The organism is Rhizobium sp. P38BS-XIX (genome assembly GCF_012641435.1).
GTDB lineage: Bacteria > Pseudomonadota > Alphaproteobacteria > Rhizobiales > Rhizobiaceae > Rhizobium.
The window spans coordinates 146,247-164,219 of sequence record NZ_JABAIJ010000001.1; the positions used below are offsets into that span (position 1 = coordinate 146,247).

Sequence of the window (17,973 nt, forward strand, 5' to 3'; positions counted from 1 at the left end):
TGGCTTTAGAGCAATTCCAAGAAAAGTGCGCAGCGGTTTTTCGTCCGGAATTGCGCGAAAACTAAGAGATAGAGCGGTTCGAGGATTCCGTGAAAAGCTGAACCGCTCTAGGTGAGGCCTTTGTCACGCCAGGAAGATCTGGATTTCCTTATCCCGATAGGGCGCGAGGCTCGCATCCGGAACTTCCGCCGGCATGATCAGCCCGGAAACACTCTGGAGCGGCAGGATTTGGCATGGCGAGGCAGCGTCGAGCTTTTCGCTCGTCGCCAGCACATAGGTTTCCGCCGAACATTGCGCGATATGCCGCTTGATGGCCGCTTCCTCGAAATCGCCGGTCGAAAAGCCGCGGGCAGGATGGATGGCGGTTGCGCCGAGGAAGAAGATATCGGCCCTGATGGATGCGATGGCGGCCATGGTGATGGCGCCCGTCGCGACCATGGAATGCTTGTAGAGCTTGCCGCCGATCAGGATTACCTCAGCCAGCGGATGATGCTCCAGTTCGCCCGCGATCGTCGGGCTATGGGTGACGATGGTGACGGCGAGGTCCCGAGGCAGCTGACGCGCAATCTCGGCATTGGTGGTGCCGCCGTCGAGGAATACGGTCTGCCCCGGCTGGATCATGCTGGCCGCATAGGCCCCGAGCCGCCGCTTCGCATCCGATGAGACCGCCTGACGCGCAGTAAAATCCGGCAGCGCCGGCGAAAGCGGCAAAGCGCCGCCATGCACCCGCTTCAGCAATTTTTCCGCCGCCATTTCCCGCAGATCCCTGCGGATCGTGTCTTCGGACAGACCGAGATCGTCGGCCAGAGATTTGGCGACGATCTGGCCGTCTCGGCGCAATCTGTCGAGAAGGAGGGCTTTGCGTTGGCTGGTCAACATGATGGTCTCTGCACGATATTTCACGAATAATCCCGAATTTACCAGATTAGATTCGACATTCAAGAAAATATGCGCATATTCGTGCAAATTCCTGCAGGAAGCGGGTGTATAAAAATGGAGACATGACATGTTGATCCTGATTGCCGGCCCTTATCGCTCCGGTACTGGCGACGATCCAAAGAAGATGGCTGAAAACCTCAAGCGCCTCGAAGAGCCGTCCTATGCGCTCTTCAAGGCCGGGCATCTGCCGATGATCGGCGAATGGGTCGCGTTGCCGGTCTGGCACGCCGCCGGCGGCAAGAGCATCGGCGACGATCTCTACGAGGAGATTTTTCATCCGACAGCGGGCCGTCTGCTGCAGCTTTGCGAGGGCGTGTTGAGGTTGCCGGGCGATTCCAAGGGGGCGGATAATGACGTCCGCATCGCCCGCGAGCGCGGCATTCCCGTCTGGCACAGGCTGGAAGACGTGCCCGGCTGCGCCTGACCTCTATCGCCCATCTCCGTCAAGTCAGCCGATGGAGATGGGCATCGCTTCCGAATCATCAAAACCTTTTGTAGCGCCCATTCGCGCCAGCCACTTCCGTATTGGCCGGGTTGCCTTTAGCTTCCCGTGGAATCCAATCGAGGAATGAAACATGCTGACATTCTATTTTGCGCCTGGAACCTGTGCGCTCGCCAGTCTCATCGCCCTGGAAGAAGCCGGTCTGGCTTATGAGCCTCATCGTCTCGTTTTCGCCAACAACGACCAGCGCCAGCCGGACTATTTGGCTATCAATCCCAAAGGGCGCGTTCCCGCACTGGTAACCGATAAGGGCGTGATTACCGAGAATATCGCGATCCAGGCCTATATCGCCCAGATCGTACCGGCCGCGAAACTTGCGCCGCTCGACGATCCCTTTGAGTTTGCCCAGATGCAATCGTTCAACAGCTACCTGTCATCGACCGTTCATATCAATCATTCGCACAAGGCGCGCGGCGCGCGATGGACCGACGATGCGGCGGCCATCGAGTCGATGAAAGCAAAGGTGCCGCAGACCATGGCCGAGAGCTTCGCGCTTCTCGAAGACAAGATGTTCAAGGGGCCTTGGGTGATGGGTGACCAGTACACTGTCGCCGACGGCTATCTTTTCACCATGGCCCGGTGGCTGTCGGTAGACAACGTCGATATCAACAGATTCCCCAAGGTGAGCGCTCACTACGCGCGCATGCTCGAGCGTCCCGCAGTCAAGAAGGCACTTGAAGTCGAGCAAGGTAATCCCGGTTGATGGAGAGTGGCGAGATCTGGTTTGGCAGGCCATGAGTGATAAAACATATCCGGCAAACATGGACTGCATGTGGCTGGCAACTGATCAAAATGGTCAGTTGGCGGCCTTCCTTACGGCAGGCTTCGGTCCGATTCCGATGGACGCCCTGATGCAGGTGAATTCTGAGTCCGGACGCGTCGAGCGGTTGGTTCAGGATATGGTGGCAACGGGCGAGGCGCATTTGTTGGTGACGGTTCCTCGCCCGGATGACTTCACTGATCTTGCTCGACGCGGCTTCTTCGTCTTCGATTGGACCGACATTCACAGGACTGCCCGCCAGAAAGTTGACGGATATGAGGTTGTCGCGGTGCCGAATGAGCCAAAAAAGCTGGGAGCGCTCCCGCACGAATTAGCGCTGCTGGTGCAGCCTGTGAAGTTTGCAGGAATTACGTTTTCGACCAGTTCGCGACTGGATGTGCGCGAGTATTTCAATAGTGTTGAAGCGTAATCGGCGGACGCCATACGTCATGCTTCGTTAAAAGCCGCCCGCAGCTTCTTCGGCGCGCGGTATTGCCAAGCCTCGATCAGACGTTGCTGCAGCTCTTCGTCGCCGATCGCAGCGATACGAAGGGGCAGGGACGGCCAGCCGACATAGTGGTCGGTCTGGAAATAGATATCCGGCGCCATTTCGATGAGCTGTTCTTTGCGATCGATTGGCAGCGAGAGCACGATGGTCTCGTTGTTCTTGATCGTCACGAACGCTTTGCCGCCGACTTTGAGAGCGGGCAGGCCGTAATGCGTCCCGGCTTCGACGTCAGGCAATCCAGCAGCGGACGCAAGACGTTGAACCCGCTGAAAAATGGCATCGATATTGAGGTGTACTACCATTCCTGCGCTCGGTTCGATTGTATATGCGAAAAAGAGAGTATATCTCTATTTTCAGGAAACAACCTGGAACCTGTCGCCAATGCGATTGAGCCGCGAAGCCCGCGTATCGCTTTCCAGCTTTATCATCGCCACGGCGCTGCTAGCGACTATAGCAGGTCATTTCCAATATCATGAAAATTGGAGCGCCGCTTTCGGTACGATCATCGCGGGCGATACGGAAGATGTTGTCCTTCGCAAGCTCGGGTCTCCGACGGCGCGCGAGAAACCCGACCACCTCTACCCCGGTTACGCCTTGGCCAATTGCGTCAGCCCGTGTGCCGAAAGGCTATGGTATGAGAACTCAGTCCTAGGCCTCGAGGCGTGGTCCGTGTCTCTCTCGGACGATCGGCGCGTTCTCAGTACCTATCATTGGGTTTCGCCCTGAGAGATCAGGCGCATTGTTTCAAATGTGCCTGCTGGCTCTCAATCTGCCGCCCAAGGTTTTCCGGCATCAGCGGCAAGTCGGCGAGTTCTTCCAAGGACATGGTTGCGAGCAAGGGATGTTGCAGCGGATCATTGTCCGGCTCGCGAGCCTCATCTAGAAGGTGACTGAAGAAAAGCTTCACGATCGACATGGCATGCCTCCTCATTGGCGGCAGTTTCTCGTTTCACGCTGCTATAATCGCGCCTATCTTTCCGTCGTTCAATTGAGAATGCCGAGACACTCCTATAGATATTCTATAATGAGAAACCTCAACAATGTTCATCTGAACGGCCTGCGCGCCGTCGAAGCGGTCGGTCGGCTGGGCTCGTTGCAGGCGGCGGCGGAAGAACTCGGCGTGACGGTCGGCGCGGTCAGCCAGCAGGTCATCAAGGCAGAGGCGCAGCTCGGGCGTCCGCTTTTTGAACGAACGCCGAGAGGTCTGGCGATCACGCAGGCGGGAATTGCGGTGCTCGCGAGACTTGGCGAAGGCTTTCAGGCGCTTTCGGCGGCAATCTCTCTGGCGCAATTCAAGGACGAGAACATTCTGACCATATCGGTGGCCCCGGTGTTTGCCGCTCGTTGGCTGGTATACCGGCTCGACCGCTTCGCCAGCCGCCACCCAGATATCCGTCTGCGCATCGATGCCACCACGCGCCTGATCAATCTGGCGACATCGGATGTCGATATCGGCATTCGGGTCGGTACGGGTCAATGGCCCGACGTCAAATCGGAGCTGTTGCTGGCGCAGGAGGTGTTTCCCGTCGTGACGCCACAGATCGCCGCATCGCTGAAAGAGCCCGCCGACCTGCTGAAAGTGCCTGCCGTCATCGACGGGCACGCGATGTTCGGCTGGGATGTGTGGTTGCGCAAGGCTGGGTTATCGGGCCACGGCATGGAAGAGCGGCATATTTTCAACGATGCGTCGCTCTGCCTGGATGCGGCTATGGCAGGGCAGGGCGTAATGCTTGCCTGGCAGACGCTGGCGGCCTATGCGCTCGAGCAGAAATGCCTTGTCGATCCGTTCGGCATTCGCGCCAAAACCGGCTTTGGCCATTATTTCGTTGCAGCCGAGAGCGTGCGCGAACCGAAGAAGGTAACCGCTTTCAAGGCCTGGATCCGCGAGGAAATGGAAGAGAGCATGCGTCTCTTCCAATAAATCTCGTCGCACATGTCGCGTGCTGCTTTGCGCGAAGCAATTTGGCGCCTGTCAGATCGTCTCTTTGCCGCGTGTTGCCTGCATGGCCTTGTAGGCATCGCGCGCCTGGCAGCGTGCGAGCCACGCCTTCATCTTCGGACGAGCGTCGAACAAATCCTGCTCGGTCTGGGCGTAGCGCATCACTTCCGCAAGATTGAGGTCGGCGGCGGTGAAGCGGTTGCCGACGAGATAGTCCTGATCTTGCAGATGCTTTTCCAGCACGTCGAGCGGCCTCTTGAGCGAGCGGCAGGCAACCGCGATGCCGGCCTTGCCTTGCTCGCTATTTTCCCGGGCGTTGTCATAGATGCGAACGAGCGCGACGCTGTAGGGCTCGACTTCCGTTGCCGCCCACATGGTCCACATCGACATCTGCCCTTCTTCCTCCACCGTCTTGCCGGCAAGAGGACCGACATATTTGCGCGCAAGATAGAGGTTGATGGCAAGCGACTCGTGCAAGACGAGGTCGCCATCCTTGATGCAGGGGATCATGCCCATCGGATTGACCGCCAGAAACTCCGGCGACATCGTGTTGATCGGCGCATCGGCGGCAAGCGGGTTGGGCAGCCGGCCAGCCTGGATGACGGGCACGGAGTTGAACTCGATACCGAGCTCTCCGGCCATCCAATAATTGCGCGAAGCGCGCGAGCGATAAACGCCGTAGATCGTCAGCATATGCGTCTCCTAGATTCGGTCAGGCGCGACCTTATGGGGCAGCTCGAACGCGTAAAAGCCCTTGCGGCTGATATCTGAGATGAAAGCTCGTGATGGATGGGCGCACGCACGGTGGTCCAAGCACGAAAATATCCGTCATCTGCCCCAATTCTTTGCAGATCATGCGGCCGACCCCCAGCCTTCGTTCGGAAATTAGCGTGAGCGCATGTTAGAGTTCCACCATGGTTTTTGTCGGAAGCGGTAGGAGGTTTCCGGCGAAACATTACAGCGCATTCGGTGACTGCGATCTCGGGAGGAGAGCAGATGCTTGCAACCAGCGTATCGTTGGACGACAAATACACAGCTGAAGAAGGCCGCGTTTTCATGACTGGCCTGCAGACGCTGGTGCGGCTGCCGATGACCCAGATGCGCCGAGACCGCGCCGCGGGTCTCAATACGGCAGCGTTCATATCAGGGTATCGCGGCTCGCCGCTCGGTGGCTATGACCAGCAGCTTCTGAAAGCCAAGGCTTACCTGGACGCGTACGATGTCACGTTCCAGCCCGGGATTAATGAGGATCTTGCGGCAACGGCGGTCTGGGGCTCGCAGCAGGTCGGTCTTTCCCCCGGCGCTCGCAAGGACGGCGTGCTTGGCATCTGGTACGGCAAAGGCCCCGGTGTCGACCGTTCGGGCGACGTACTGAAGCATGGCAATGCCGCCGGCACCTCCAGACACGGTGGCGTCCTCTGCATTGCCGGCGACGATCACTCCGCGAAATCCTCGACCATCCCGCATCAGACCGATCATGATTTCATGTCGGCGGTCATCCCGGTTCTCTATCCCTCGTCCATCCATGAATTCCTGGAATACGGCCTGCTCGGTATCGCCATGTCGCGCTATTCCGGCTGCTGGGTCGGCATGAAATTCATTGCCGACACCATCGAAACGACGGCGGCCGTCGATCTTTCCGGCGAGCACCGGCAATTCGTGCTTCCGACTGACTTCGAGATGCCGCCCGGCGGCCTCAATCTGCGCTGGCCCGATCCGCCGCTGATGCAGGATGATCGCCTGCAGACTTACAAAGCCTACGCGGCGATTGCCTTTGCGCGCGCCAATCGCGTCGACGAAGTCACGCATGATGTGCCCAATGCCCGGTTCGGCATCATCTCGTCAGGCAAGGCCTACGAGGATGTGCTGCAGGCATTGCGCGAACTCGAGATCGGCCCGAAGGAAATGGCGGCGATCGGCCTGCGCATCCTCAAGGTGCGCATGCCATGGCCGCTGGAGCCGGAAGCAGTCCGGCATTTCTCCGAGGGGCTGGACGAAGTTCTCGTCGTGGAGGAGCGTCGCGAGATCATCGAAAACCAGATCAAGCAGCAGCTCTTCAATTGGCGCGCCGATGTGCGTCCGCGCATTGTCGGCAAGTTCGATGAACACGACAAACCCTATCTCAGCCTGTCGGCGGCATTGACCGTCGGCGCGGTCGCGCGAGCCATAGCCGGGCGCATCGTCAAGCTCGATCTCGATCAGGGCCTGCATGATCGCATTGCCGCCAAGCTTGCCTATCTTGCCGAGCGCGGCCAGATCAGCCGCAGCCATGTCGCTCCGCTGAACCGCACTCCATTCTTCTGTTCGGGCTGTCCGCACAACACGTCCACCAAGGTTCCCGAGGGCAGCCGCGCCATCGCCGGCATCGGCTGCCACTACATGGTCACCTGGATGGATCGCAACACCGAGACGTTCACGCAGATGGGCGGCGAAGGCGTGCCTTGGACGGCGATCGCCCGTTACACCGACGAAAAGCACATGTTCGTCAATCTCGGCGACGGCACCTATTTTCACTCCGGCATTCTCGCCATCCGCCAGTCCGTCGCCTCCAAGGTCAACGTTACCTACAAGCTGCTTTACAACGATGCTGTTGCCATGACCGGCGGCCAGCAGATCGACGGCTATCTGACGCCGCAACTGGTGACGAAGCAGCTGCACGATGAAGGCGTGAAGCCGATCTACCTGCTGTCGGACAATCCGGATGCCTATCGCGCTTCCGAACTGGCTCCGGGTGTCAAGGTTCTGCATCGCGACCATATCGATCAGGTGATGTTGACGCTGCGCGACACCGAAGGCTGTTCGGCGATCGTTTATGTCCAGACCTGCGCGGCCGAGAAGCGCCGTCGCCGCAGCCGCGGCCTCATGGAAGATCCCGCCAAGCGCGTCTTCATCAACAAGGCGGTCTGCGAAGGCTGTGGCGATTGCTCGGTACAGTCCAACTGCATCTCAGTCGAACCGTTGGAGACCGAGTTCGGTCGCAAGCGCCAGATCAACCAGTCGAGCTGCAACAAGGATTTCTCCTGCGTCAAAGGCTTCTGCCCGTCCTTCGTGACCGTCCATGGCGGCAAGCGCCGCAAGCGCAAGGCGCTCGACCATGCTGAGATCGACGTGCCGATGCCTGAAATTCCCGTCATCGGCGATCGGCCATGGAATATCGCGATTGCCGGCGTCGGTGGCACCGGCATCCTGACCATCGGCGCGATCCTCGGAATGGCCGCGCATCTGGATGGCAAGGTGCCGATGATCCTCGACATGGCTGGTCTCGCGCAGAAGGGCGGCGCGGTGATGAGCCATCTGCGCATCGGTCACAATCAGGCCGACGTCACCTCATCGCGCATCGTCAATGGTGGCGCGGACCTGCTCTTTGCCGCCGATGAAGTGGTGGGCGCCTCCAAGGATGCGATCACGCTCTGCTCGTCAACGCGGACGACGGCAATCGTCAACACCGGCCTCATGCCGGTTGCCGATTTCGTCCGCAATCGCGATTTCGATTTCAAGGTCGGCTCGATACAGCATGCGATCGCCAAGACCGTCAGCGACCAATCGGTGTTCCTCGATTTCAATCGCGTTGCGACCGAAGTGACAGGCGACGCCATATCGACCAATATTCTGCTGACCGGCTTTGCCTGGCAGCGAGGCTTGCTGCCTCTTTCGCTGGAGGCGATCGAAAAGGCGATCGAGCTCAACGGCGTTGCGGTCAAGGCAAGCCTGTCCGCGTTCAAGTGGGGTCGCCTGCTGGCGTATGACCCGCAGGCTGTGCACGCCATGATGGCCGAGCCCGAAGCGGGCAGGACGCTTGCGGATATGAGCCTCGAGGAGCTTATCAAGCATCGCAAGGCGCATCTGACCGCTTATCAGGACGTCGCCCTTGCCGAACGCTACGCAGCCTTCGTTGCCCACGCCAATGCACTGGCGACAAGGGAGCGTCTTTCGGACAAGGTGCCCTTTGCTGTCGCCGTCACCTATGCGCGCGTTCTGGCCTACAAGGACGAATATGAGGTCGCGCGTCTTCTGACCGATCCTGCTTTCGAGGCGCATTTGCGCGATGAGATGGAAGGCGACTTCAAGCTGGCTCTCAACCTTGCTCCGCCTATCCTTGGCGGCAAGGATCCGAACGGTCGTCCGAGGAAGCGCGAGTTCGGCGCCTGGATCCTGCCAGTGCTCAGGGCGCTTGCGCCGATGAAGCGGCTGCGCGGTACGCCTCTCGATCCCTTCGGCTATATGGCGGAACGTCGCTTGGAGCGTCGCCTGATCACCGAATACGAAGGGATCGCCGCGCGGGTGCTTGCTGGCCTGCGCCACGACAACGAAGCGGAAGCACTTGCCATCCTCACACTGTTCGATGAGATAAGAGGCTTCGGCCCTGTCAAGGAGGAAGCCGTCCGCAAGATCATGGTTGGCATCGCTGACAAGCTGAAGGCCTATGAGGCCTCTGAGGAAAAGCCGGCCAAGCAACCTGCGCCCGCCGATGCCGCATGATGGCACCGGCCAAAACTTGAAGCGGGCATAAAGAGATATAGGTTCATACAGATCGCGCGTTCGGGATGATCGGGAGGATAAGCCGGATGTTTGAAGGGGGATTGAACTTCGCGCTGGGAGAGGACATCGAGGCGCTGCGTGAACAGGTGCGCCGCTTTGCTGCCAATCGTATCGCGCCGTTTGCCGACGAAATCGATCGCAACAACAGTTTCCCCATGCATCTGTGGCGGGAGATGGGTGATCTTGGGCTGCTGGGGATCACGGTCGATGAAGCCCTTGGCGGCTCCGGCCTCGGCTATCTCGCCCACACGGTGGCGATGGAGGAAATCAGCCGCGCCTCGGCCTCGGTCGCTTTGAGCTACGGCGCTCATTCCAATCTCTGCGTCAACCAGATCCACCGCAACGGAACGATGGCGCAAAAGGAGCGCTATCTGCCGAAGCTGATTTCAGGCGAGCATGTCGGTGCCTTGGCAATGTCCGAGCCCGGCGCCGGTTCCGATGTGGTTTCGATGAAGCTGCATGCCGTGCGGCGTGGCGGCCACTATGTGCTGAACGGCAGCAAGATGTGGATCACCAACGGCCCGGATGCCGACGTACTCGTGGTATACGCCAAGACGTCTCCGGATGCCGGAGCGCGAGGGATTACCGCGTTCCTCGTTGAAAAGGGCTTTCCCGGCTTCTCCGTCGGCCAGAAGCTCGACAAGCTCGGCATGCGCGGTTCCAACACCTCCGAGCTGATCTTCCTCGATTGTGAGGTGCCGGCGGAAAATGTGCTGGGTCAGGTCGATGGCGGCGTGCGCGTGCTGATGTCCGGGCTTGATTATGAGCGTGTCGTACTGTCCGGCGGTCCCGTCGGCATCATGGCCGCCTGCATGGACGTGGTGCTGCCCTACATGCATGAGCGCAAGCAGTTCGGCCAGTCGATCGGCGAGTTCCAGCTGATGCAGGGCAAGCTTGCCGACATGTATGTGACGATGAATGCCGCGCGCGCCTATGTCTATGCGGTTGCTGCCGCCTGCGATCGCGGCGAGACGACCCGTAAGGATGCCGCCGGCTGCATTCTCTATTCCGCCGAAAAGGCGACAGGGTTGGCGCTAGAATGCATCCAGGCGCTCGGTGGCAACGGCTATACCAATGACTATCCCGCCGGCCGGCTGCTGCGTGATGCCAAGCTTTACGAGATCGGTGCCGGCACCTCCGAAATCCGACGCATGCTGATCGGCCGCGAACTGTTCGGCGAAACCGCCTGATTTCGAATTCCATTTCACTGATCGGCGAGGCCGCATGACCGTCCTGAAATCAGAGATATCGACGCACACGGATCGCTTCCGCGACAATCGCGCCGCCATGCTGGAGGCGATCGGTGTCGCCGAGACGGCGGCGTTGCAGGCGGCCGAAGGCGGCGGCCCACAGGCGCGTGAGCGGCATGTCAGCCGAGGCAAGATGCTGCCGCGCGATCGTGTCGCCGGCTTGATCGATCCCGCCACGCCGTTTCTAGAGATCGGAGCGACGGCCGCGCATGGTCTTTATGGCGGCGATGCGCCGGGTGCCGGCCTGATCGCCGGCATCGGCCGGGTTTCCGGCCATGACTGCATGATCGTCTGCAACGACGCCACGGTCAAAGGCGGGACCTACTACCCGATCACCGTGAAGAAGCATCTTCGGGCGCAGGAGATTGCGGCGGAAAACAACCTTCCCTGCATCTATCTCGTCGATTCCGGCGGGGCCAATCTGCCGAACCAGGACGAGGTCTTTCCGGATCGCGATCATTTTGGCCGCATTTTCTACAACCAGGCCAACATGTCTGCATCAGGCATTCCGCAGATCGCCGTCGTCATGGGCTCCTGCACGGCAGGCGGCGCCTATGTGCCCGCCATGTCGGACGAAACGATCATCGTCGAAAAGCAGGGAACGATCTTTCTCGCCGGTCCGCCGCTCGTCAAGGCGGCGACGGGCGAGGTCGTCTCGGCCGAGGATCTCGGCGGCGGCGATGTCCATACACGCCTCTCCGGCGTTGCCGATCATCTGGCGCGTGACGATGCCCATGCCCTTGCGCTCGCTCGGCAGGCAGTCGCAAACCTCAATCGCCGCAAGCCCGAGGGTGTCGAGCTTCGCAAGCCCGAAGCGCCGCTCTACGATCCAGAAGAAATACCGGGCATCATCCCCTCGGATCTGCGCACACCCTATGACGTGCGTGAGGTGATCGCGCGCACGGTGGACGGTTCCCGCTTCGACGAGTTCAAGGCGCGATACGGCACGACGTTGGTCTGCGGCTTCGCTCATATCCACGGCATTCCCGTCGGCATCATCGCCAACAACGGCGTCCTGTTCTCTGAATCGGCGTTGAAGGGCGCGCATTTCGTCGAGCTTTGCTCGCAGCGCAAGATTCCGCTGGTTTTCCTGCAGAACATCACCGGCTTCATGGTTGGCCGGAAGTACGAGACCGAAGGCATCGCCAAGAACGGCGCCAAGCTGGTGACGGCTGTCGCCACGACCAGGGTCCCGAAGGTGACGATGTTGATCGGCGGCTCCTTCGGAGCAGGCAATTACGGCATGGCCGGTCGCGCCTATTCGCCGCGCTTCCTCTGGACATGGCCCAACAGCCGGATTTCCGTCATGGGCGGAGAGCAGGCGGCGGGCGTGCTCGCCACTGTGCGCGGGGAATCGCTGGCGCGTGCCGGCAAACCCTGGACGGCAGAGGAAGAGGCCGCCTTCAAGGCGCCCACGCTCAGGATGTTCGAAACCCAAAGCCACCCGCTCTACGCCTCGGCCCGCCTCTGGGACGACGGCATCATCGACCCGCGCAGGAGCCGCGATGTGCTGGCTCTGTCGCTTTCGGCAGCACTCAACGCGCCGATCGAAGACACGCGCTTCGGTCTGTTCAGGATGTGAGGCGCCGATGTTTTCAAAGATATTGATCGCCAATCGCGGAGAAATCGCCTGCCGGGTCATTCGTACGGCGAAGCGCCTGGGTATCCGGACGGTAGCGGTCTATTCCGATGCCGATAGGGATGCCTTGCATGTGGCGCTGGCCGACGAGGCCGTTCACATCGGCCCGGCAGCCGCGAGCGACAGCTATCTTTCGAAGGAAAAGATCATCGCGGCAGCGAAGCGGACCGGCGCGGAGGCCATCCACCCCGGTTATGGGTTTCTCTCGGAGAATGCCGGTTTTGCCGAAGCCGTCGAAGCGGACGGCCTGGTCTTCATCGGTCCGTCGCCGGCCTCCATCCGGGCCATGGGCCTCAAGGATGCCGCCAAGGCGCTGATGGAGAAGGCAGGCGTCCCCGTCGTTCCCGGCTATCACGGCGATGGGCAGGAGGCCAGCTTTCTTGCCGAGCAGGCGGCTGCTATCGGCTTCCCCGTTCTTATCAAGGCGCGGGCGGGCGGCGGCGGCAAGGGCATGCGCCGTGTCGACCGGCCGGAGGATTTCGGCGTGTCTCTGGAAGCGGCAAAGCGCGAGGCGAAATCCGCCTTCGGCGACGACGCCGTGCTGATCGAGAAATATCTGATCAAGCCGCGCCATATCGAGATCCAGGTCTTCGGCGACAGCCAGGGCAATGTCGTGCATCTCTTCGAGCGCGACTGCTCGCTGCAACGCCGGCATCAGAAGGTGATCGAGGAGGCCCCGGCGCCGGGCATGACTGCGGAAATGCGCAGCGCCATGGGCGAAGCGGCTGTTCGCGCCGCCCGCGCCATCGATTATCGCGGCGCCGGCACCGTCGAATTCATTGCCGATGTCTCCGACGGCCTGTCGCCGGATCGCTTCTTCTTCATGGAGATGAACACGCGGCTGCAGGTGGAACATCCCGTCACCGAGGCGATCGCCGGCGTCGACCTGGTGGAATGGCAGTTGCGGGTCGCCAGTGGCGAACCGTTGCCGAAGATCCAGGACGAACTCACCATCAACGGCTGGGCCTTCGAAGCGCGCATCTATGCCGAAGATCCGGCACGCGGCTTCCTTCCGGCGACCGGCACGCTCGCGCGCGTACGCTTTCCAGAAAGTGATGTTCGCATCGATGCGGGCGTGCGCGAGGGCGATAGCATCACCCCGCATTATGATCCATTGATCGCCAAGCTGACGGTTCACGCACCGGATCGGGCCGCCGCCCTTGCCAAACTCACAGGAGGGCTCGAGCGGACGCAGGTCGCAGGAACCATAACCAATCTCGATTTTCTCGTTCGGTTGAGCCGCCAGCCGGACTTCGCCGCCGGCTCTCCCGATACGGGATTGATCGACCGGGACATGGAGGTGCTGACCTCCGTACAACAGCCTGGCGATACGGCCCTTGCCATCGCCGCTATGGTCGAGGCAGGCGGTTTTGCGCCATCCGTCGGCAGCGACCCGTGGCTTTCGCTTGGCGCCTGGCAGATCTGGGGGCAATCAAGCCGTCCTGTCACGCTGCATTTTGCCGAGGATCAAAGGAATGTTCGGGTGATCGCAAAGGCACCGTCGCTCTTCGACATTGTCTTCGATGACCGCTCCATTTCCGTGCGCCTTCTCGAGAATGATGGCGTCTCCCGACGCGTCGAGATCGACGGCCGGCAAACCCATGTCGATCTTTTCGAGACATCCTCAGGCGTGACGCTTTTCCTGGATGGGCACACACATCAATTCCATCGCCTTGATCCGCTCGATGGCGGCGAGGAGGCGGCGAGCGGCGGCGATCGCGTGATTGCGCCGATGCCGGGCCTCGTCAAGATCGTGCGTGTGCGTGAGGGCGATGCCGTGTCCAAGGGACAGGCGCTGATCGTCATGGAAGCCATGAAGATGGAGCTGACCTTGTCCGCCGCCCGGGATGGCATCGTGGAAAGCCTGCATGTCGGCGAGGGCGATCAGACCAGCGAAAGCGCCGTGCTTCTGTCGCTTCGGCCGGAGGATGCGACATGAGCGAGAAGCCTTCCAACCACGTGACCATTGTTGAAATGGCACCGCGCGACGGCCTGCAGAATGAGAAGCAGTCGGTCGATACCGCCCGTAAGATCGAGCTGGTGGACCGGCTCTCCGATTGCGGCTTCGAGCGCATCGAGGTTACGAGCTTTGTCAGTCCGAAATGGGTGCCGCAGCTTGCCGATGCCGCCGCCGTCATGGCCGGAATAGAGCGGCGTCCGGGTGTTCGCTACGCAGCGCTGGCGCCCAACATGCAGGGGTTCGAAGCAGCGCTTGCGGCCGACGCCGATGAGGCGGCGATCTTTGCGTCCGCGTCCGAAACCTTTTCGATGCGCAATATCAACTGCTCGATTGCCGAAAGTATCGAGCGCTTCCGACCGGTTGCCGCGGCCAGCCGGGATCGTGGCGTTCCTTTGCGCGGTTATGTCAGCTGTATCGTCGAGTGCCCCTATGAGGGTGCTGTGCCGCCGCAGAATGTTGTCAGTGTCGCATGGCAGCTGCGTGCGCTTGGCTGCTACGAAATCAGCCTTGGCGATACGATCGGCAAAGGCTCGCCTGAAGCCGTCGACCGTATGCTCGCCGCAGTGCTGGGCGAACTGCCCGCCATGGTGCTGGCAGGACATTTTCACGATACGTCGGGTCGCGCGCTGGAGAATATTGCCGTTGCCCTGGAGCGCGGCCTGCGCGTCTTCGATGCGTCGGCAGGCGGTCTTGGCGGCTGCCCTTTTGCCCCAGGCGCCAAGGGAAATGTCGATACCGTCGCGGTCTGCGACTATCTGGAGGCACAGGGTTACGAAACCGGTCTCGACAAAGACAAGCTTGAAATGGCCGCCGCCTTTGCCCGTAGCCTCAGGAGTGCGTCATGACATCGCAAACGATCCGTATCACCACCGACGAGCGCGGTGTCGCCCATCTGATGCTGGCTCGCCCGGAAAAGCACAATGCCCTGTCGGCCGAGATGATCGATGACGTCACGAACGCAACGCGCGAGCTGGCCCAGGACAGTGCCGTCCGGGTCGTGGTGCTCACCGGCGAGGGAGCAAGCTTCTGCTCCGGCGGCGATCTCGGTTGGATGCGCGCGCAGTTCGACGCTACGCGCGATGGGCGCATTGCAGAAGCTCGCCGGCTCGCCATGCTGTTCAAGGCGCTGAACGAGTTGCCGAAGCCGCTGATCGCCCGCGTCCACGGCAACGCCTTTGGCGGCGGTATCGGCATCCTGAGCGTCTGCGACATGGTGATCTCGGCATCGACGGCGCGCTTCGGCCTGACGGAAGTGCGCCTCGGCATCATCCCGGCAACGATCAGCCCCTATGTCGTTGCCCGGATCGGGGAGACGAACGCCCGCCCGCTTTTCCTTTCCGGCAAGATCATCGATGCGTGGCAGGCGCATGCGACAGGTCTCCTGTCACGCGTCGTCGCGGAAGAGGCGCTCGATGAGGCCGTGGAAGCCGAAGTCCGCCATTTCCTGGCGGCATCTCCGCAGGCGGCCGCCCGCGCGAAGGTTCTGGCCCGCTCGGTCGGCAGGCCGATCACCGATGGCATGATCGATCACGTCGTCGAGCAACTGGCGGATGCGTGGGAAACGGAGGAGGCGAAGGAGGGTATTACCGCCTTCTTCGAAAAACGGCAGCCAAGCTGGCGAATGGCCTAAACGAGCCTGTTGTTTTCAACAGTCAGCTGCGGGAACTGCGTGCTTCCCTTGATGAGATCGCCGGATGCAGGCTTGTCCCAGCGGAAGCCCATGATCGCGGCCTGTTCCATTTTCTGGAAGAGATTGCCTGTAATCACGGCCGACCCGGCGCCGTCCGCAACCGAAACGACGCAGCCGATACCCGCATGCTTGACGATATTGCCTGTCGCGACGACGTTGCGGAGATACTGACCCCAGCCGAGCCGCATGCCCCAGAGCGGCGCATTCTCGATGACATTGTCTGAAATCAACGTATCGGCCTCTGCCGAGATGCCGATACCAAAGCCGCCATCCTGCGCGTAAGGGGCGGTGAGCGACAGGTTGCGGATGACATTGCCCGTCACCGAAGCGAGCCTTCCGCCCTTATCAAAATTGGTGACCGCAATGCCATTGGCAGCGCCATCGACGAGATTATTGTTGATCGTGGCGCCGACGAACTCGAATTCGCAATAGATGGCGGTTTCGCCTGAGCGCAGGCACTGATTATTCGATATCTGCACATTCGAGGCCGAATTGGCGCGGATCGCGGTGAAGGCGCAATCGGCAATCTGGTTGCCCGAAACCGTTACGCCATCGGCGCGGAAGACATTGATGCCGTTGCCATTCTGGCCGGTGCCTCCATCATTGGCGCGGATGCGCGCAATGCGGTTGTCGATGACGCTGCTGCCGTCCTCCGCCTTTTCCCACCGATGGATCAGAATGCCGCCATTGCCGCAATCCTCGACGCGATTGCCGGTCACCGTCAATCCGGTTGATTGGACGGAATAGATGCCGGCTCCGGCGGCACCCGAGATTCGACTGCGTTCGATCCGGCCGCCGCAGCGCTCCAGCTGCAGCGCATGCTTGCGGCTGCCGGTTACTTCGCAATTGTCGATGAGCACCTCGTCGACGCCGGTGAACTGCAGCAGGCCGCCGGCATAGTCGGCAAGCCAGCGATTGCCGCCATCAAGCACGAGGCCGGAAAGCTCGATGCGCTTGGCCTTGTCCGCATTCATCATATGGCCATCGCCGCTATAGACGAGCCGCGAAGCACCGGGAACGCCGGTGATGCGCGTATTATCGGGCAGTGTCAGATTTGAGATGCTGTATGTACCCGGCGGAAGGAAGAGCGGCATGTTCGTGCGCGCCGCATTGTCGATCAACGACTGGAGCTTGCCGCTCTTGAAGTCGCTGGCGCCCGGCGTGGTCTTGAGCGCGATAGCGTCGATCGGTCCACGCAGATCGGCACCCGTCATTTTGGCCAGCGGCGCGGCAAAGACGCGGGGTGCGAGCAAGCTAGCCGCTGCCGAAGCGGCGAGTGAAGCGATGACTGCGCGGCGTTGGATCATTGCAAACTCCTGAATATCATCGCTGAAGCAGAAAACATGCCAGCTCCATCTGTCCCGATTTGATACATAGGCGCTATCATCCGCGCGTTCAGGGCCGGCTTTCATTGACCAATCTGTTTGCCGTAGGAGCGACTCGCGGCAGATGTTACCCCTGCCGCATGCGGATAGCGGCCTTTCAACGTCTGGCACTTTTTGACGCCGTCGAGCAAGCGGCCGAGGTTTTGGCGCGTGATCTGGCTTGGGCGGAAGCGCAGGGCATCGATCTCGCCCTTTTTCCCGAATGCTATCTGCAGGGCCACAGTTACGACAAGGCCATCGCGAGACGGCGCGCAATGTCTCTGGATGATCCGCATTTGAGCGCTCTTGTTGCTCGTTTCGCCGCCAGAAAAACCACGGCAATCGTCGGTCTTTTCGAGCGCAGGAGCGATGGCATTTATAACAGCGCCCTCGTCGCCAAGTCCGGACGGATCAGCGGGGTCTACGCCAAGGCTCATCCGCTTGAGAAAGGCTGCATGCCGGGACAGGATTTTCCGGTATGGGACGAGGGACATTGGCGCTTCGGCATCAATATCTGCGCCGATCTCAGATATCCCTATACGGCGCGTCGACTGGCCCGAAAGGGAGCGGGGCTCATCTGCAATCCCGTCAATCTCATGCTCCGGCCCCACAAGGCGGAAAGATGGCACAAGCCTGGGATTTCGGGCCTGCAGACCTGCGCCAGACATACGGGCTGCTGGGTAATGGCATCGGATGTCGTCGGCAGCAACGATGATGGGTGGGTCAGTTACGGCAGCAGCGCCATCGTCGATCCAAACGGTGTCGTTGTCGCCAAGGCCAAGCCTTATTGCGAGGATGTTCTCGTTTTCGATCTGCCGGACCGGCAACCCGAGCGCAGTTTCGATCAAAAAGCTGCTGTGATCGCTACCTAATCGTGCAAATC

At 60.7% G+C, this 17,973-nt stretch carries 17 protein-coding genes; 12 read left to right on the forward strand and 5 right to left on the reverse strand.

What is annotated here, in order from left to right; translation table 11 throughout:
* Positions 1 to 123: 123 nt before the first annotated feature.
* Entirely contained in the window at positions 124 to 879 is a 756-nt protein-coding gene (locus tag HGP17_RS00705) for a DeoR/GlpR family DNA-binding transcription regulator (protein ID WP_168805010.1), read from the reverse strand.
* A gap of 127 nt (positions 880 to 1,006) precedes the next feature.
* On the opposite strand from HGP17_RS00705, the gene HGP17_RS00710 reads away from it, so the two are divergent.
* From HGP17_RS00710 to HGP17_RS00720, 3 genes are all read left to right on the forward strand, one after another.
* Complete coding sequence (locus HGP17_RS00710; protein WP_168805012.1) at positions 1,007 to 1,363, forward strand: DUF4406 domain-containing protein; 357 nt, start codon at positions 1,007 to 1,009, stop codon at positions 1,361 to 1,363.
* A gap of 151 nt (positions 1,364 to 1,514) precedes the next feature.
* Entirely contained in the window at positions 1,515 to 2,144 is a 630-nt protein-coding gene (locus HGP17_RS00715; protein ID WP_168805014.1) for a glutathione S-transferase, read from the forward strand.
* The gene (locus HGP17_RS00720; RefSeq protein WP_168805016.1) at positions 2,116 to 2,631 is read left to right on the forward strand and encodes a hypothetical protein; all 516 of its coding nucleotides are present in this window, start codon (positions 2,116 to 2,118) and stop codon (positions 2,629 to 2,631) included. The genes HGP17_RS00715 and HGP17_RS00720 overlap by 29 nt, the downstream gene beginning before the upstream one ends.
* Positions 2,632 to 2,648: 17 nt before the next feature.
* Here the strand turns inward: HGP17_RS00720 and HGP17_RS00725 are convergent, their stop codons facing one another.
* Positions 2,649 to 3,011 carry an MmcQ/YjbR family DNA-binding protein gene (locus tag HGP17_RS00725; protein ID WP_168805018.1) on the reverse strand — a complete coding sequence of 121 codons (363 nt, stop codon included), beginning with the start codon at positions 3,009 to 3,011 and terminating at the stop codon, positions 2,649 to 2,651.
* 79 nt (positions 3,012 to 3,090) lie between these two features.
* Between HGP17_RS00725 and HGP17_RS00730 the strand changes: the two genes are divergently transcribed.
* Positions 3,091 to 3,435: a hypothetical protein gene (locus tag HGP17_RS00730; RefSeq protein ID WP_168805020.1), complete on the forward strand. Its 345-nt coding sequence runs from the start codon at positions 3,091 to 3,093 to the stop codon at positions 3,433 to 3,435.
* A 4-nt stretch (positions 3,436 to 3,439) separates the two neighbouring features.
* Here the strand turns inward: HGP17_RS00730 and HGP17_RS00735 are convergent, their stop codons facing one another.
* Entirely contained in the window at positions 3,440 to 3,625 is a 186-nt protein-coding gene (locus HGP17_RS00735) for a hypothetical protein (RefSeq protein ID WP_168805022.1), read from the reverse strand.
* Between the two features lie 108 nt (positions 3,626 to 3,733).
* Here HGP17_RS00735 and HGP17_RS00740 point away from each other — a divergent pair, with 108 nt between their 5' ends.
* Complete coding sequence (locus HGP17_RS00740) at positions 3,734 to 4,630, forward strand: LysR substrate-binding domain-containing protein (protein ID WP_168805024.1); 897 nt, start codon at positions 3,734 to 3,736, stop codon at positions 4,628 to 4,630.
* A gap of 51 nt (positions 4,631 to 4,681) precedes the next feature.
* Here the strand turns inward: HGP17_RS00740 and HGP17_RS00745 are convergent, their stop codons facing one another.
* Positions 4,682 to 5,341: a glutathione S-transferase family protein gene (locus HGP17_RS00745; RefSeq protein WP_168805026.1), complete on the reverse strand. Its 660-nt coding sequence runs from the start codon at positions 5,339 to 5,341 to the stop codon at positions 4,682 to 4,684.
* A 303-nt stretch (positions 5,342 to 5,644) separates the two neighbouring features.
* On the opposite strand from HGP17_RS00745, the gene HGP17_RS00750 reads away from it, so the two are divergent.
* The 6 genes from HGP17_RS00750 (at position 5,645) to HGP17_RS00775 (ending at position 15,666) form a co-directional block, all read left to right on the forward strand.
* Positions 5,645 to 9,127, forward strand: a complete 3,483-nt coding sequence (locus HGP17_RS00750) for an indolepyruvate ferredoxin oxidoreductase family protein (protein ID WP_168805028.1) — start codon at positions 5,645 to 5,647, stop codon at positions 9,125 to 9,127.
* An 86-nt stretch (positions 9,128 to 9,213) separates the two neighbouring features.
* Positions 9,214 to 10,377, forward strand: coding sequence for an isovaleryl-CoA dehydrogenase (locus HGP17_RS00755; RefSeq protein ID WP_168805030.1), 1,164 nt, complete (start codon positions 9,214 to 9,216; stop codon positions 10,375 to 10,377).
* 34 nt (positions 10,378 to 10,411) lie between these two features.
* A complete protein-coding gene (locus tag HGP17_RS00760; RefSeq protein ID WP_168805033.1) occupies positions 10,412 to 12,019 on the forward strand; it encodes a carboxyl transferase domain-containing protein in 1,608 nt (535 codons plus the stop codon).
* 7 nt (positions 12,020 to 12,026) lie between these two features.
* The gene (locus tag HGP17_RS00765; protein WP_168805035.1) at positions 12,027 to 14,015 is read left to right on the forward strand and encodes an acetyl/propionyl/methylcrotonyl-CoA carboxylase subunit alpha; all 1,989 of its coding nucleotides are present in this window, start codon (positions 12,027 to 12,029) and stop codon (positions 14,013 to 14,015) included.
* On the forward strand, positions 14,012 to 14,881 hold the full coding sequence (locus HGP17_RS00770) for a hydroxymethylglutaryl-CoA lyase (RefSeq protein ID WP_168805037.1): 870 nt from the start codon (positions 14,012 to 14,014) through the stop codon (positions 14,879 to 14,881). Before HGP17_RS00765 ends, HGP17_RS00770 begins: the two co-directional genes overlap by 4 nt.
* Positions 14,878 to 15,666: a crotonase/enoyl-CoA hydratase family protein gene (locus HGP17_RS00775; RefSeq protein WP_168805039.1), complete on the forward strand. Its 789-nt coding sequence runs from the start codon at positions 14,878 to 14,880 to the stop codon at positions 15,664 to 15,666. The genes HGP17_RS00770 and HGP17_RS00775 overlap by 4 nt, the downstream gene beginning before the upstream one ends.
* Here HGP17_RS00775 and HGP17_RS00780 read toward each other — a convergent pair.
* Complete coding sequence (locus HGP17_RS00780) at positions 15,663 to 17,033, reverse strand: TIGR03808 family TAT-translocated repetitive protein (protein WP_168805041.1); 1,371 nt, start codon at positions 17,031 to 17,033, stop codon at positions 15,663 to 15,665. The two genes, HGP17_RS00775 and HGP17_RS00780, sit on opposite strands and share 4 nt — an antisense overlap.
* 158 nt (positions 17,034 to 17,191) lie before the next feature.
* Between HGP17_RS00780 and HGP17_RS00785 the strand changes: the two genes are divergently transcribed.
* The gene (locus tag HGP17_RS00785) at positions 17,192 to 17,962 is read left to right on the forward strand and encodes a carbon-nitrogen hydrolase family protein (protein WP_168805043.1); all 771 of its coding nucleotides are present in this window, start codon (positions 17,192 to 17,194) and stop codon (positions 17,960 to 17,962) included.
* The last annotated feature ends 11 nt before the right edge of the window (positions 17,963 to 17,973 follow it).

Excerpts from the sequence above, each read along its gene's own strand:
- HGP17_RS00755 (WP_168805030.1), top strand. The coding sequence starts at position 9,214 with ATGTTTGAAGGGGGATTGAACTTCGCGCTGGGAGAGGACATCGAGGCG.
- HGP17_RS00715 (WP_168805014.1), top strand. The coding sequence starts at position 1,515 with ATGCTGACATTCTATTTTGCGCCTGGAACCTGTGCGCTCGCCAGTCTC.
- HGP17_RS00785 (WP_168805043.1), top strand. The coding sequence starts at position 17,192 with ATGCGGATAGCGGCCTTTCAACGTCTGGCACTTTTTGACGCCGTCGAG.
- HGP17_RS00740 (WP_168805024.1), top strand. The coding sequence starts at position 3,734 with ATGAGAAACCTCAACAATGTTCATCTGAACGGCCTGCGCGCCGTCGAA.
- HGP17_RS00775 (WP_168805039.1), top strand. The coding sequence starts at position 14,878 with ATGACATCGCAAACGATCCGTATCACCACCGACGAGCGCGGTGTCGCC.
- HGP17_RS00780 (WP_168805041.1), bottom strand. The coding sequence starts at position 17,033 with ATGATCCAACGCCGCGCAGTCATCGCTTCACTCGCCGCTTCGGCAGCG.
- HGP17_RS00765 (WP_168805035.1), top strand. The coding sequence starts at position 12,027 with ATGTTTTCAAAGATATTGATCGCCAATCGCGGAGAAATCGCCTGCCGG.
- HGP17_RS00730 (WP_168805020.1), top strand. The coding sequence starts at position 3,091 with ATGCGATTGAGCCGCGAAGCCCGCGTATCGCTTTCCAGCTTTATCATC.
- HGP17_RS00750 (WP_168805028.1), top strand. The coding sequence starts at position 5,645 with ATGCTTGCAACCAGCGTATCGTTGGACGACAAATACACAGCTGAAGAA.
- HGP17_RS00725 (WP_168805018.1), bottom strand. The coding sequence starts at position 3,011 with ATGGTAGTACACCTCAATATCGATGCCATTTTTCAGCGGGTTCAACGT.
- HGP17_RS00760 (WP_168805033.1), top strand. The coding sequence starts at position 10,412 with ATGACCGTCCTGAAATCAGAGATATCGACGCACACGGATCGCTTCCGC.
- HGP17_RS00735 (WP_168805022.1), bottom strand. The coding sequence starts at position 3,625 with ATGTCGATCGTGAAGCTTTTCTTCAGTCACCTTCTAGATGAGGCTCGC.
- HGP17_RS00770 (WP_168805037.1), top strand. The coding sequence starts at position 14,012 with ATGAGCGAGAAGCCTTCCAACCACGTGACCATTGTTGAAATGGCACCG.
- HGP17_RS00745 (WP_168805026.1), bottom strand. The coding sequence starts at position 5,341 with ATGCTGACGATCTACGGCGTTTATCGCTCGCGCGCTTCGCGCAATTAT.
- HGP17_RS00710 (WP_168805012.1), top strand. The coding sequence starts at position 1,007 with ATGTTGATCCTGATTGCCGGCCCTTATCGCTCCGGTACTGGCGACGAT.
- HGP17_RS00705 (WP_168805010.1), bottom strand. The coding sequence starts at position 879 with ATGTTGACCAGCCAACGCAAAGCCCTCCTTCTCGACAGATTGCGCCGA.